We start from the raw sequence: 14173 nt of genomic DNA on the forward strand, positions 1-14173 counted from the left end.
GCCGCGATTCCGCCCTACCAGGCCGCGACGCCGCCGTCGCTGCGCGGGTCGCTGGCGCCGTCCAGCGAGCCGTCGGGATGGCGCACCACCGCGCCGGCGTGGCCCATGGTGTTGCTGAACGGCTCCAGCACCTCGACCGCGTGCCCGGCGGCGCGTAGCTGGTCGATCAGCGCGCGATCGAACCGGCTTTCCAGCTTCAGCGTCGTGCTCTCCGCCCCCCAGGTCCGGCCCAGCAGCCAGCGCGGTGCCGTGATCGCCTCCTGCAGCCCCTGGCCGCAGCGGGCGTAGCGGGCGAATACCGCGCCCATGGTCTGCGGCTGCCCTTCGCCGCCCATGGTGCCGTAGACCAGCCGGCGGCCGTCATCGAACTCGGCATAGCCGGGGACCAGCGTGTGGAACGGTTTGCGGCCCGGGGCCAGGCGGTTGTTGTTCGCCGGATCGAGCGAGAAGCTGGCGCCACGGTTTTGCAGCAGCACCCCGGTTTCGGGCGAGACCACGCCGCTGCCGAATTCCCAGTACAGCGACTGGATGAAGCTGACGGCCGTGCCGTCCTGGTCGATCGCGCCCATCCAGATGGTGTCGCCGACCTGGCCCGGCCGCTCCCAGGCGAGCGCGCGGGCGGGATCGATCCGCCCGGCCAGCGCGTCCAGATAGCCGGATTCCAGGAACGCGTCCGCCGGCTGCGCCATCGCCGCCGGATCGCGCACCTCGGCGTTGCGCACCAGGAAGGCCTGCTTGGTCGCCTCCACCAGGCGATGGACGAACGCGAAGTCGTCGGCCGCTTTCGGCTGAATCCGGTCGAACAGACCGAGGATCATCAACTGCGCCAGTCCCTGGGTTGGCGGCGGCATGTTGTAGGCGCGCGCCCCGTCGAGCCGGACGCTGAGCGGTGTCCGCTGCTGGGCGGTGTAGGCAGCCAGATCGTCGGCCGTGAGCGGGCTGCCGGCCGCGGCCAGATCCGCGGCGAGCGCGCGCGCGATCTGGCCGCGGTAGAAGTCGTCCAGGCCGGTCTCGGCCAGCCGTGCCAGGGTTTCGGCCAGCGCCGGCTGGCGGAATCTGTCGCCCGGTGCCGGCACGCGGCTGTCGGCCAGGAACACCGGCGCAAAGCCCGGAACGTCGCGCAGTTCCGCCAGCTTCGCCCGGCCCAGTTCCGCCTGTCCGGCCGTCACCGGGACGCCGTGCCCAGCATAGCCGATGGCGTCCGCCAGCAGCCGGGCGAGCGGCGTCTGGCCGCCCGACAGCTGGAGCGCGGTCTGCCAGCCGCCGATCGTCCCCGGCACGGTCAGCGCGGCCCCAGGCCCGCGCGATGGGATCGCGGAGCGATCCGCGTAGGCCTCCGGCGTCGCCGCCGCCGCGGCCGGGCCGCAGGCGTCGATCGCCACCGGCGCCTGCCCGGGCCGCGAGACGATCCAGAAGCCGTCGCCGCCGATGCCGTTCATGTGCGGGTAGACCACGGCGATCGTGGCAGCCGCGGCGACCATGGCTTCGATCGCATCGCCGCCGTCCCGCAGCACGGCAAGACCGCTCTGCGCGGCCAGATGGTGCGGCGCGGTGACCATCCCACGGGTGGCGGACGGGGTGTTGATCATCGGCTGGCATCTCCGGTCGGTTCGAAACGGCGCGTGAGGTATTCGAGCACTTTCGCACCGCGGAATCGAGCCCGGGCCTATGGCGCGCGAGTGGCCCCGACCGGGTGGCGCCGGCCGGCTACTTGGTGGTCAGCTTGAACTCGATCCGGCGGTTCTTGCGCAGCGCCTCGGGGCTGTCGCCCTCGGCGATCGGCTGGTACTCGCCGAACCCGGTGGCGGCGAGGCGGTCGGGCGGGATGCCCTGGCCGATCAGGAACTTCACGACCTCGACAGCGCGCGCGGTCGACAGTTCCCAGTTGGACGGGAAGCGACTGGTCTCGATCGGGCGGTCGTCGGTGTGGCCGTCGACCCGCAGGATCCAATCGATGTTGTCCGGGATCTCGGCGATGATGCCCTTCAGGGTGTCGGCCAGCTGGCGGATCTGCTGGCGCCCGTCCTGGCCGAGGGTGGCGGAGCCGCTGTCGAACAGGACTTCCGACTGGAACACGAAGCGGTCGCCGACCACCCGGATGTTCTCGTTGTCGCCGAGCACTTCGCGCAGCCGGCCGAAGAACTCGGAGCGGTAGCGCGCCAGTTCCTGCACCTTGTTCGCCAGCGCTTCGTTCAGGCGCTCCGACAGGTTGGCGATCCGGACTTCCTTTTGCTTGTTCCGCGCCTCTTCGGCTTCCAAGGCCGCGTTCAGGCGCGCGACCTGCCGGCGCAGCGAAGCGAGCTGGCTGTTCAGCATGTCCAGCCGGGCCTGCTGGTCCTGGCTCAGCGCTTGCGCCTGCTGCAACTGCTCCTGGGTCTGCGCCAACTGACTCTGCAGCTTCTGCGCGGTGCTGCGCTGCTGGGCGAGCTGGTCTTCCAACTGGGAAATCTCGGTCTGCTTGGTTTGCGCGCTGCGGCGCTCGGCGGCGAGACGGGCCAGCAGCTGCTCGAGGCGCTGCTGGCGTTGTTCGGCCGTCAGCTGCTGCTGCTCCAGGTTTTGCTGCAGGCTTTCGATCTTCTGCTGGCGCTTCTTCGCCGCTTCCTCGAGCGCGGCCAGGGTGTTTTCCAGCGTGGTCACCTCGTTGCGCAACTCGTCGCGCAGGCTGCGCAACGTGGCCAGTTGGTTCAACTGGGCCTGGATCGTGTCCTTGTCGGCCTCGATCGTCTGGTAGGCCTGTTCAAGCTCCTGCTTGCGCTGCTTCGCCAGCTGTTCGGTCTGTTGCAACTGCTGTTTCAGCTGCTCGTTGCGGTCCGACAGGCTGGCGAGCTGCTGCTGCAGATCCTCGCGCTTGGAGACCGAGCTCTGCAGTTGGCTGGACAGCTGGGCGACGTTGAGCCGCAAGTCGGCGTTGGCGTCGCGCTCCAGGCTCAACAGCTCGGACAGCTCGTCGACCCGCTCCTGAAGCTGCTGCAGCGCCTCGTCCCGGCCGGACAGGGCGGCGGATAGGAAGAACTGCGCGATCACGAAGACCATCAGGACGAACACCACGACCAGCAACAGGCTGGCCAGCCCGTCGACGAAGCCGGGCCAGATGTTGACCGACCGCTGACTGCCGCCCCCGCGGTCCATCCGGTACATGGTCTAGCGCTCGCTGCCGTAGCCGCCGGAGCCGTAGCCGCCCGACCCGTAACCGCCCTGGGGCCCGCCCTGCGGCTGGTCGCTCTCCTCCGCGATCGCGGCGATCGTGCGGGCGAGCAGGCGGATCTCGTTGCGGATTTCCTTCACCACCTGGTCGCGGCCCTGCTGCTGGTCACTGACCAGGCGCTCCAGCCGGACGTCCAGGTTGCGGATGTGGTCCTTGGTGGCGTCGTCCATGCCGCCGGCTTGCTGCTGGCTTTCGCCCGCATCGGCGATCCGGCCCAGGATCGGCTTCAGCTGCGACTGCGTCTCCGCCACCCGCATCAGCACCGACTGCTCGGTGCGCATCTGATCGGTTAGGGTGGTCAGGCGCTCGGTCAGCTGCATCAGGTTGCGGTTGATCTGGGCCCGGTCTTCCTCGCCGCCCGAGATCGTCCGCTGCAGCGTGTCCAGGCTGTCGGCGGTCTGCTCGAGCAGCGCCTGGATGTAGGCCGGCACGCTCTCGCCCGCGCCCGCGCCTTCGCCCATGCCGCCGCCGGTCAGCTTGGTGATCGAGGACAGCCACTCCTCCAGTTCGTTCATGAACCGGTTGTGCGCCTGGCCCGCCTGCAGCTCCAGGAAGCCGAGCACGAGCGAGCCGGCAAGCCCGAACAGCGAGGACGAGAAGGCCGTGCCCATGCCCTGCAGCGGCTCCTGCAGCGCCCCCTTCAACTGGCCGAACAGCGCCGCTGGGTTCTGGCCGGAGGCGCTCAGGTCGCCGATCGCGCTGGCGACCGAGTTCACCGTCTCCAGCAGGCCCCAGAAGGTACCCAGCAGGCCCAGGAAGATCAGCAGGCCGATCAGGTAGCGGCTGATCTCGTGGCTTTCGTTGATCCGGCTGCCAATGCCATCCAAAACCGAACGCATCGACAGCGTCGACAGCGACATCCGGCCGCCACGCCGCTGCTGCTGCTCGCCCATCATGTTGGCGAGCGGGCTCAGCAGCCGAGGCGGGCGTTCGTTCTGCATCGAGCTGGGCAGGCCCTGGCCGCCGCTCTCCTGGCGGAACCGCTCGATCCACTCGACTTCCGGGCGCAGCAGCAGCACTTGCCGGAAGATGTAGACGATGCCGAGCAGCAGCACGCCCAGGATCAGGCCGTTGAACAGCGGGTTGCCCATGAACGCCGCACGCAGCTGCGGCAGCAGCATCACCGCGGCCCCCGCGACGATCGCGAGGAAGATCAGCATCCGGATCAGGAAACGGCGGGGTTGGCTCATCGTGGGCGCTTGGCTCCCTTGGCCCTGGTCAGCCGGACGGCGGCGTCGATGGCGGGCGGTCGTGGTGTCGCGGCGGAACGGGCGGCGCCGGCTGGCGCGTGCGATCGCGTCCGGCGGCGGTTCAGCACGGCCGCGCGGCCGGGGTAACCGCCAGCCGCGCCGGATCGCGCGGGCCCGCGGGCCGGCCGATCACCGGTTGGCGGGCACGATGTCGACCCGGTCGAGCGGCCCCTGATCGGCCGTCGCGCCGAGCGCGCGGACGTCCATCCGGGTGGAGCGGATGCCCTGGTCGATCAGGTAGGTCCGCACGGCAAGCGCCCGCGACAGCGATAGCCGGCGCGCCTGGCTCGCCGTATCCTCGGTGCCTTGCGCGAACGCCATCAGCTGCACGCGCTGACGCGGGTTGTCTTCCAGCGTCTGCGCCAGCTGGTCCAGCCGCCGCTTGGCGTCGTCGCTCAGCGTCGCCGCGCCGTCGTCGAACATCAGCCGCATCCGGTCCGGCAGCGCCTCGGCCGGCAGGGCGGCGGTCTGCGTGTCGCCCGTGTCGTCCGCGCTCCCGGTTGCGGCGCCGTCATCGTCGGCGCTGGCTGGTTCGGACGCGGTCGTCGCGGCGGTCTGCGTTGCCGTGGGCTCCGCCGGCGCGCCCCGGTTCGCCGAGCCGTCGCCTTGGCCATCGGCCATGCCGCCGGACCCCGCGGTGTCACTCGGCGCGGTCGGGCTGGCTGAGGCGTCGCCGGCCGCCGTCTGCGGGCTCGCCGGTGCGCCCGCTGGCGATCTGTCGGACGAAGACGTGGCCGAGGTACCGGATGCAGCCGCCGTCTGCATGGCGGGCGCGTCCGGCTGTCCGCCGGCTTGCATACCCTGCGGCGGCTGCGGCTTGCGGCTTGGGCGGGCGACCAACCGGGTCGGCGCGCTCTGGCCGCCGGCCGCGCTCTCGGCCGGCTGCCGCCCGGTCGTTGCCGGCTCGGACGGCTGGGCCGCCACGTCCGCGCCCGCGCCGCCCTGCTCGAAGCTGGGCGCTTCCGGCACCTCGACCGCCTGGCGCGAGTCGCGCTGCTGGCTCTGGCTCGGTGTCTCCGGCTGGGAGGCGGTCGCGGCCGTGCGCGGCGCCTGTGGCTGCCGGCGCTCCGGCTTGCGGGCGGGCGGCTGGCCGGTCGTCTGACCGGGCGTCTGGGTGTCGCGGTTGGCCTGGCGACGGTCCGGGATCTGGTCCGGGTCGACCACCAGCTGGCTCTCCGGCGGGCGCTGCGGCGGGAAGCGCAGTATCGCGCCGGCCGGGCCGCGGTACGGCTCGCCGAACTGCACCGAGGACCGGTCGCTGCCACCGCCGCGCATGCCGCCGCCGTCGGCGGTGCCAGCGCCGGCCCGGCCGCGGCCGCCGTCGATCGCGTCCATGTTGACGATCACGTTGTCGCGGCCCTGGACGCCGCGGCCGCCGTCCTGCGAATTGCTGCCGCCGCCGATGTAGACGGTGTCGAACTGCGCCCCCGCGGGCGACGGCGCGATCAGCGCCATGGCGAAGACGAGCGTACTGACGCCGAGCCAGCGGGCACGGGTCGATCGCGGCGCGAAGTCCAGGAGCATGCGGAATTCCCTCACAGAATCGCCGGTGCGAGCCTACGTCGCCCGGCCACACGGGACAACCGCTTTACGCCCTCCAGGGTTGCCAGGACGTTCGGACAAGATTGTCGGGGTCCGGCGGCGGCCCGAACGGCCGCGGCCCGCGCCGCGCGCTAGGCGCCCGCCGCATTGCCGGGGCTGGCGTTCGGCCCGGTCTGGGCGTTCTTCGCCGCCTTTTGCAGCAGGCGCTGGAAGGTCACCTCGAGCTCGGCGTTGGCGGCGATAATCGACGGGCTGTCGATCCGGACCGCCTTGCCCTCGATCTCGCCGACAAAGCCGCCGGCCTCGCGCACCAGGATCATGCCCGCCGCGATGTCCCAGGGCGACAGTTCGCGCTCCCAGAAGCCCTCGTAGCGCCCGGCGGCGACGTAGGCGAGGTCGAGCGCGGCCGAGCCGAACCGGCGGATGCCCGCGGTGTTCGCCATCACCGCGTCGAGCTCCGCCTGGAACTGCGGACGGTTGCCCTTGCCCTTGAACGGCGCGCCGGTGGCGATCAGCGCACGATCCAGCCGGTCGCGCGAGGACACGCGGATCCGCCGGTCGTTCAGGTAGGCGCCCACCCCCTTCTCGGCCCAGAACATCTCTTCCTTGATCGGGTCGTAGACCACGCCCGCCACGATCTCGCCGCGCTGCTCCAGCGCGATCGAGATGGCGAAGTGGGGCAGGCCGTGCAGGAAGTTCGTGGTGCCGTCCAGCGGATCGACGATGAACCGGCGATGCTGGTCGTCGCGGCTCTCCTGCTCGGCCGACTCTTCCATCAGCAGGCCGAACTCCGGCCGGGCCTTGGACAGCTCCTGGCGCAGCGTCTTCTCCGCCCGCCGGTCGGCGGCGGAGACGAAATCGGCCGGTCCCTTCTTGGAAACCTGCAGGTTCTCGACCTCGCCGAAGTCGCGCTTCAGCGACTTCGCCGCCTTGTCGGCGGCGCGGATCATCATGTTTAGGACAGGCGAACGGGTGGCCATGCGGTTTCCGGCGGGCTGGTCGGGACCGGGCGCGCCCAGCCGATTGGCTGGCGTGCGCGCTCGGGACGAGGTCGTGGGGTCGGGCGGCGGGCGGGTGAGCGCTGGCGAGGCGCGTGCGCGGCGGCGGCGCGCTCGAGCAGGATGCTGAAAGGTGAAGCCACTTTTCAGCTGAATCTTGCTCTCTCTTCAAGCAGTTAGAGCAAAGTTCACGATGAAGGTCGGCTCGACCTCAATCGATTTTGCTCTAGTCCTTGACCTTCTCGACGTACGTGCCGTCGGCGGTCTTCACGACCACCTTCTGGCCTTCCTCGATGTGCGGCGGCACCGAGACGCGCACGCCGTTCTCCAGGTCGGCCGACTTGTAGGAGGCGCTGGCGGTCTGACCCTTTACCACCGGCTCGGCGTAGGTGACCGTCAGGGTGACCGATTCCGGCAGCCGCACTTCCAATGGCGTCTCGCCGTAGAATTCGATCTCGACCTGCATGCCCTCGGTCAGAAAAGCCGCCGGATCGCCGATCACATCGCGCGTGACGGTCAGCTGCTCGAAGGTGTCCTGATCCATGAAGGTGTATTCGTCGCCGTCGGCGAACAGGAACTGATATGGCCGCTGCTCCAGGCGCACCCGCTCCAGCGTCTCGGCCGAGCGGACGCGGTCGTTGGTCTTGTTGCCGTCGAACAGATCGCGCAGTTCGAGCTGCATGTAGGCGCCGCCCTTGCCCGGCTTGACGTGCTCGGTCTTGAGCACGCGCCAGACGCGGCCCTTGTGCTCGATCACGTGGCCGACGCGGATTTCGTTGCCTTCGATCTTGGGCATCGGTCGTTCGTCTCGATCGCTTGTTGGACTGTTGGCGCGAAGTCGCCCGATCGGCCGACGCGCGTCGTCGCCCGCTGACCCGCGGCGGCGCGCCCCGTCGGGCCGGGCGAGCGGGCCGGAACCTAGCAAGGCACCCGGGGCAAGTAAACGCCGACCGGGGGCAGAGGGCAGCCGCCGCTCAGCGTTCGGCGCCGGCGATCCGCGCGTTGGCCGCCGCGACGCCCGCGGCGGGACCTTCGGCGTGGTCCCAGACAGCCGTCTCCAGCGCGACGAAATCCGCCCCGGCGGCGACCAGCGGGGTCACGTCGTCGAGCGAGACCGGCGCGGCGCCGGCCGCTGCCATGGCGACGCACGGGATCTCCATGACCGCCTGCCACCAGGTGAAGTTGCTGCTGTGCTCGGCGTCGTGGGCGGTTTCGGGCGGGCCCCGGTCGGGCTCCGGAGCGGTGAAGGCGACGTAGTCGGCCCCGGCTTCGCCTGCCATCATCGCCGCGTGCCGGGACTGGGCGCAGTGCATGCCGACGATCCGGTCGTCGCCCACCGCCTTGCGCGCGGCCTTGACCTTGCCGCCGGGGTTCAGATGCACGCCGTCCGCGCCCAGGCGCTTGGCCGCGGCCGCGTCGTCGGCCAGGAGGGCCGCGACGTCGCGCTCCTGCGTCGCGGCGATCAGTTCGGGCCCAGCATCGGCCGGCAGCAGCACGGCCGCGACGTCGCCGCCGTCGAGCGCGGCGGCGAGCGCGTCCGCGCCGATCCCGGCAGGCACGGTCAGATACAGGCGGGCGAGCGGGTCTTGCGGTTGGTCGGCCATGACTGCGGCGGGTGATAGCCAAGCCGGCGCCCGGGATCAACGCCCGTGGCCGGGTATCGTGCGCAGATAGTTCGCCAGCGCGCGGTCGGGCGCCGGCAGGTCCAGAAGGTCGAGGGCGTCCGGCCGGTCGGTCCGGAACGCGGTGCCGTGCGCTTGGGCCAGCGCGCGCAGCTTTTCGGCGACGTCGCTCCGGCCGGTGAAGATCACCCCCGACACGCCCGCCCGGTAGGCCGCCAGCGCGTCGCCCGGCCGCGGCCCGCAGTCGAGATAGGTCCCGGCGAGCGCGGCGCGCTCATCGGCGCTCAGCTGGTTCAGCAATTGAACGAACCAGCCCGGCCCGACGTAGGCCGCCGCCCCGGGGGCGGAGAGCAGCGTGACGCTCACCCCCGCCCGCCGCGCCGCGTCCAGCGCCGCCCGCGCGTGATCCAGGCTGTGCACGGTGATGGCGGGGCTGGGCATGGGTGAGGGCGCTCTAAACTGATTCCGCTTCTCCACTGGGAGGAGGGATCACGGGCATCGGCGTTGCGGGCAACCTCCTCTCCCTGACCCTCTCCTCCCAGTGGAGGAGAGGGACCAACTCAGTGGCGGACAGGAGACGTCGAGAGGGGGCGCGGCGACAAGATCACGGCGGGATGCCGTATTGGCACCCCGCCGCTTGCAAGCGCTCGTCCAGGGGGCGGCCGGTCGCAGGTTACGCGACCTGGCCGATCTTCACGGCGGCGTCGGCCATCCGGTTGGAGAAGCCCCATTCGTTGTCGTACCAGCTCATCACCCGCACGAAGGTCTTGTCGATCACGTGCGTCTCGGCGATGTCGACCACGCTGGAGTGGCTGTCGTGGTTGAAGTCGGTCGACACCAGCGGCTCGTGCGAGATGCCCAGGATGCCCTTCATCCGGTTGGACTTGGAGGCGTCGATCAGGGCCTGCTTGACGGTGTCGGCATCGGTTGCCTTGCTCGCGTCGAACTTGAAGTCGACCAGCGAGACGTTGATCGTCGGCACCCGCACCGCGGCGCCGTCGAGCTTGCCGGCCAGCTCCGGCATCACCAGGCCGACCGCGCGGGCGGCTCCGGTCGACGTCGGGATCATGTTGTTGGCGGCCGCGCGCGAGCGGCGCGGGTCCTTGTGCATGGTGTCCACGATGCGCTGGTCGCCGGTGAAGGAGTGCACGGTGGTCATGTAGCCGCGCTCGATCCCGAGCGTGTCCTGCATTACCTTGGCGACCGGGGCCAGGCAGTTGGTGGTGCAGGACGCGCAGGAGATCACCTCGTAGCTGGGATCGATCTGGTCCTCGTTGACGCCGACCACCACGGTCATGTCCGCGCCATTCGACGGCGCCGACACCAGCACCTTCTTGGCGCCGGCGGTCAGGTGATGCGCCGCCTTGTCGCGGTCGGTGAACACGCCCGAGCACTCCAGCGCGACGTCGACGTTCAGATCGCCCCAGGGCAGCTTGGTCGGGTCCTTCTCCTGGATCACGTCGATCGCCGGCCAGTCGCCGATCTTCAGCTTGCCGCCCTCGACCTTGACCTCGGCCGGGAAGGCGCCGTGGGTGGTGTCGTGGCGCAGCAGGAAGGCGTTGGTCTCCAGATCGGCCAGATCGTTCAGAGCGACGATCTCGATGTCCTTGCGCCCGGACTCGTAGGCGGCGCGGAGCACCATGCGCCCGATCCGCCCGAAGCCGTTGATGGCGACGCGTACTGCCATTGGTTTACCGTCCCTATCGATTGGTGAGGAGCTTGTAGGTGTTCCATGGGGCTGGTCCCGCGGCCGGGCGCCCGCCCAAAAGCGGCGCCGCCGGCCGCGCGATCGACCGACGGCGCCGTATCTAGACGGTTCCGGCCGGTTGGCAACCGGCCGCGGCCGGCCGTCCGCGCCGACCCTGGCCTAGGCGGCGTACTTGCCCTGCGCCGCCTTGGAGGTGGCGACGGCCCGGTCGAAGAACGCCCTGCGCGCGGTCTCGGCGTTGTCGTTGTCGCCGCTCCAGGCGCGCAGCGCGGCGTCCTGCAAGGCACGGCCGTAGGAGAAGCTGAGCGCCCACGGCGCGCCGATCTTGGCGCCCAGCTTGTTGATGGCGTCCAGGTTCTCGGTCGCCTGCTGGTCGGTCTGGCCGCCGGACAGGAAGGCGACGCCGGGCACCGCGGCCGGCACGGTGCGCATGAAGCAGTCCAGGGTCTTCCGCGCGACCTCCTGCGGGCCGGCCTGGGTCGACGCTTCCTTGCCGCTGAGCACCATGTTCGGCTTCAGCACCATGCCTTCCAGCAGGACATGCTGCTCGGCCAGCTGGGCGAACACCTCGCGCAGCGCCATCTCGGTGGCGCGATAGTGCGCGTCGATGTCGTGGGTCCCGTCCATCAGGACCTCGGGCTCGACGATCGGGACGATGTCGTTCTCCTGCGCCAGCGCCGCGTAGCGCGCGAGCGCGTGGGCGTTCGCCTTCAGGCACTGCGTGCTCGGCCGGCCCGCGCCGACGTCGATCACCGCGCGCCACTTCGCGAAGCGCGCGCCCAGCTTGTAGTATTCCTGGAACCGCTCGCGCAGGCCGTCCAGGCCCTCGGTCACCTTCTCCGCGCCGGTCGGGGCAAGCGGCTTGGCGCCGGTGTCGACCTTGATGCCCGGGATCATGCCGCCGTCCTGGATCTTCTTGACCAGCGGCTGGCCGTCGGACGCGTCCTGACGGATCGTCTCGTCGTACAGGATCACGCCGGAGATGTGCTTGCCCGCGTCGGGCGTTGAGAACAGGATCTCCCGGTAGTCCCGGCGCGTGCGCTCGGTCGACTCGATGTCGTAGTTGCCGAAGCGTTTGGTGATCGTGCGCGTGCTCTCGTCGGCCGCCAGCAGGCCCTTGCCGTCGGCGACCATCTGCTTGGCGATGGTGGTCAGCTGATTCGCGTCCATGTCTCCCCTCCGTGCTCCGTTTGCCGTGCCGATCCTGCCATCGCCCCGAACGTCGGGGGCTCTCGGTCGGGGGCGGTTCGCCGCCCGCGGCGTGCCGCGGGCGATCCGGCGCGCCGCGGGCGTTCACGCCAGATGTCGTGGCGCCGGCCGGCCGATAAAAGATGTCGGTCCGGCCGGGCCGGGCGCTGTGTCGTGCACGGGTGTTATAGCCAGTCCTTGACCGTGGACACCACGGCTTCCGGCGTGATGCCGAAGTGCTTGTAAAGGTCGCCCGTCGGGGCGGACGCGCCGAAGCCCTTCATGCCGACGAACGCGCCGTCGAGCGTGGTCCAGCGCTCCCAGCCGAACCCGCTCGCGGCCTCGATCGCCACGCGCAGGGCGCTCGTACCGAGCACCTCGTCGCGGTAGTGCGCCGGCTGGTCCAGAAAGATGTCCCAGCTCGGCATCGAGACCACGGCGGCGGAGATGCCTTCCTCCGCCAGCATCGCGCGCGCTTCCACCGCGACGTGCACCTCCGAGCCGGACGCGAGCAGGGTGACCTGCCGGTGGTCCTGCGCGGGCACCAGGATGTAGGCGCCGTAGCGGCAGTAGTTCTCCTCCGCGCCCTCGGCGCGCAGGGCGGGCAGGCCCTGCCGGCTGAGCGCGAGGACGCTCGGTGCGTCGGCACTCTCCAGGGCGACCTGCCAGCACTCCGCCGTCTCGACCGCGTCCGCCGGGCGCAGCACCCGCAGTCGCGGCATCGCGCGCAGGCTCGCCAGATGCTCGATCGGCTGGTGGGTCGGGCCGTCCTCGCCCAGGCCGATCGAATCGTGCGTCATCACATGGATGGTGCGCAGCTTGTTCATCGCCGCCAAGCGGATCGACGGCCGGGCGTAGTCGGAGAAGATCAGGAAGGTGCCGCTGTAGGGGATCACGCCGCCGTGCAGCGCCAGCCCGTTCATCGCCGCGGCCATGCCGTGCTCGCGCACGCCCCAGTGGACGTAGTTGCCGGCGTAATCGCCGCGCGTCACCACTTGGTGGCCGCTGGTCTTGGTGTTGTTGGACCCGCTGAGGTCGGCGGAGCCGCCGATCATCTCGGGGATCCGCTCGACCAGCGCCTCCAGCACGGTTTGGGAGGCCTTGCGCGTGGCGACCTTGGGCTTTTCCTCCAGCAGCGTGCGCTTGACCGCGCTGATCGCATCGCCGAGGCCCTCGGGCAGGCGGCCTTCCTGGCGGCGCAGGAATTCCGTGCGGATGTCGTCGCCGGCGCCCCGCAGCCGTCCGTCCCAGGCGGCCGACAGCTCGCCGCCGGCCGCGCCGACTTGGCGCCAGGCGTGCAGGATCGGCTCCGGGATCTCGAACGGCCCGTGCGGCCAGCCGAGCTTCTCGCGCGCGCCCGCGATCTCGTCTTCGCCCAGCGGCGCGCCGTGGCTCTTCTCGCTCCCGGCCAGCTTGGGCGCGCCGTAGCCGATCGTGGTCTTGCACGCGATCAGCGATGGCTTGTCGCTCGCGCGGGCCGCTTCTATCGCCTCGGCGACCGCCGCTGGATCGTGGCCGTCGACCCGCAGGGCGTGCCAGCCATAGGCCTCGAAGCGTTTCACCTGGTCGACGCTGTCGGCGAGGTCGGTCGAGCCGTCGATCGAGATGCCGTTGTCGTCGAACAGCACGACCAGGCGGCCGAGACCCAGGTGGCCCGCGATCGAGGCCGCCTCGTGGCTGATGCCCTCCATCAGGTCGCCGTCGCTGGCGATCACGTAGGTCCAGTGGTCGACCAGATGGTCGCCGAACCGGGCGTTCAGGATGCGCTCGGCGAGCGCCATGCCGACCGCGTTGCCGAAACCCTGGCCGAGCGGGCCGGTGGTGGTCTCGATCCCGCCGGCCTCGCCGTACTCGGGGTGGCCGGCGGTCTTGCTGCCGAGTTGGCGGAAGTTCTTCAGCTCTTCCAGCGTCATGTCCTCGTAGCCGGTCAGGTACAACAGGCTGTACAGCAGCATCGAGCCATGACCGGCGGACAGCACGAAGCGATCGCGGTCGGGCCAGTCCGGGCGCTTGGGATCGAACTTCAGGAAACGGTTGAACAGCACCGTCGCCACGTCGGCCATGCCCATCGGCATGCCGGGGTGGCCGGATTGCGCCTTTTGCACGGCGTCCATCGCCAGCGCGCGGATCGCGTTGGCCATGTCGTTGTGCGTGACCTGGTCTGCCGAGCCAAGCGTGGAGGCGGTCGTCTGCGCAGTATCCATGAAATTAAGCCTGATTTTTCTGTGTTCCAAAGGGGTCGCGGTACGCCGCCTGCCGCCCCGGCCACACGCGGGCGGGGTCCTCTCCGCTACCCAAGTCGGAAGATGCCGATGGGGGGCATGGGGGTCAACACACAGCCGCGGCGACGGCGGCGCAAAAATATTTAAGTGATCTTAAGTCTCATCATGCACCCGACCAGCCTGGAATTCCCCGTTGAGACGCGGGGTGCGGCACGCAGTCGCAAGTCGTATGTGCATTTCAATGGCGGGATTGGTGTCGCGCTGCCGATACCGTCATCCCGACCGGGGCTGTGCGCGCGTCGGGACGCGGCGCAGGACCAGCAAGACTTGTTGGCGATTGAACGTTGAGGTCGCAGGTTTTTGCGCGGCGCGGGTATTAGTTGCGCTGGTGTCCGGGTGCGGACGGCCGCGGACCGGCGCAGAGTCGGAGTTGACCGC

11 protein-coding genes are annotated in these 14173 nt (G+C 70.3%); all 11 read right to left on the reverse strand.

Annotated features, from left to right (window positions below):
• Positions 1-14 precede the first annotated feature (14 nt).
• Positions 15-1589 (reverse strand): gamma-glutamyltransferase family protein, encoded by a 1575-nt coding sequence (locus tag CKO28_RS06905; RefSeq protein ID WP_200339895.1) that lies wholly within the window; start codon positions 1587-1589, stop codon positions 15-17.
• Between the two features lie 118 nt (positions 1590-1707).
• Positions 1708-3138, reverse strand: coding sequence for a peptidoglycan -binding protein (locus CKO28_RS06910; RefSeq protein WP_242480389.1), 1431 nt, complete (start codon positions 3136-3138; stop codon positions 1708-1710).
• A 3-nt stretch (positions 3139-3141) separates the two neighbouring features.
• Positions 3142-4395, reverse strand: coding sequence for a flagellar motor protein MotA (locus tag CKO28_RS06915; RefSeq protein ID WP_242480390.1), 1254 nt, complete (start codon positions 4393-4395; stop codon positions 3142-3144).
• 189 nt (positions 4396-4584) lie between these two features.
• A complete protein-coding gene (locus CKO28_RS06920) occupies positions 4585-5979 on the reverse strand; it encodes an OmpA family protein (protein ID WP_200339896.1) in 1395 nt (464 codons plus the stop codon).
• A gap of 149 nt (positions 5980-6128) precedes the next feature.
• On the reverse strand, positions 6129-6977 hold the full coding sequence (locus tag CKO28_RS06925; RefSeq protein WP_200339897.1) for an inositol monophosphatase family protein: 849 nt from the start codon (positions 6975-6977) through the stop codon (positions 6129-6131).
• 244 nt (positions 6978-7221) lie between these two features.
• The gene (gene efp / locus CKO28_RS06930) at positions 7222-7791 is read right to left on the reverse strand and encodes an elongation factor P (RefSeq protein WP_200339898.1); all 570 of its coding nucleotides are present in this window, start codon (positions 7789-7791) and stop codon (positions 7222-7224) included.
• A 178-nt stretch (positions 7792-7969) separates the two neighbouring features.
• Complete coding sequence (locus tag CKO28_RS06935; protein ID WP_200339899.1) at positions 7970-8599, reverse strand: thiamine phosphate synthase; 630 nt, start codon at positions 8597-8599, stop codon at positions 7970-7972.
• A gap of 36 nt (positions 8600-8635) precedes the next feature.
• The gene (locus CKO28_RS06940) at positions 8636-9058 is read right to left on the reverse strand and encodes a hypothetical protein (protein ID WP_200339900.1); all 423 of its coding nucleotides are present in this window, start codon (positions 9056-9058) and stop codon (positions 8636-8638) included.
• A 232-nt stretch (positions 9059-9290) separates the two neighbouring features.
• Complete coding sequence (gene gap / locus CKO28_RS06945) at positions 9291-10304, reverse strand: type I glyceraldehyde-3-phosphate dehydrogenase (RefSeq protein WP_200339901.1); 1014 nt, start codon at positions 10302-10304, stop codon at positions 9291-9293.
• Positions 10305-10484: 180 nt separating this feature from the next.
• Positions 10485-11495 carry a class I fructose-bisphosphate aldolase gene (locus tag CKO28_RS06950; protein WP_200339902.1) on the reverse strand — a complete coding sequence of 337 codons (1011 nt, stop codon included), beginning with the start codon at positions 11493-11495 and terminating at the stop codon, positions 10485-10487.
• 203 nt (positions 11496-11698) lie between these two features.
• Positions 11699-13717 (reverse strand): transketolase, encoded by a 2019-nt coding sequence (tkt, locus tag CKO28_RS06955; RefSeq protein ID WP_200339903.1) that lies wholly within the window; start codon positions 13715-13717, stop codon positions 11699-11701.
• Between the last annotated feature and the right edge of the window lie 456 nt (positions 13718-14173).

Source organism: Rhodovibrio sodomensis (assembly GCF_016583645.1).
GTDB classification, from domain to species: Bacteria; Pseudomonadota; Alphaproteobacteria; order Kiloniellales; family Rhodovibrionaceae; genus Rhodovibrio; species Rhodovibrio sodomensis.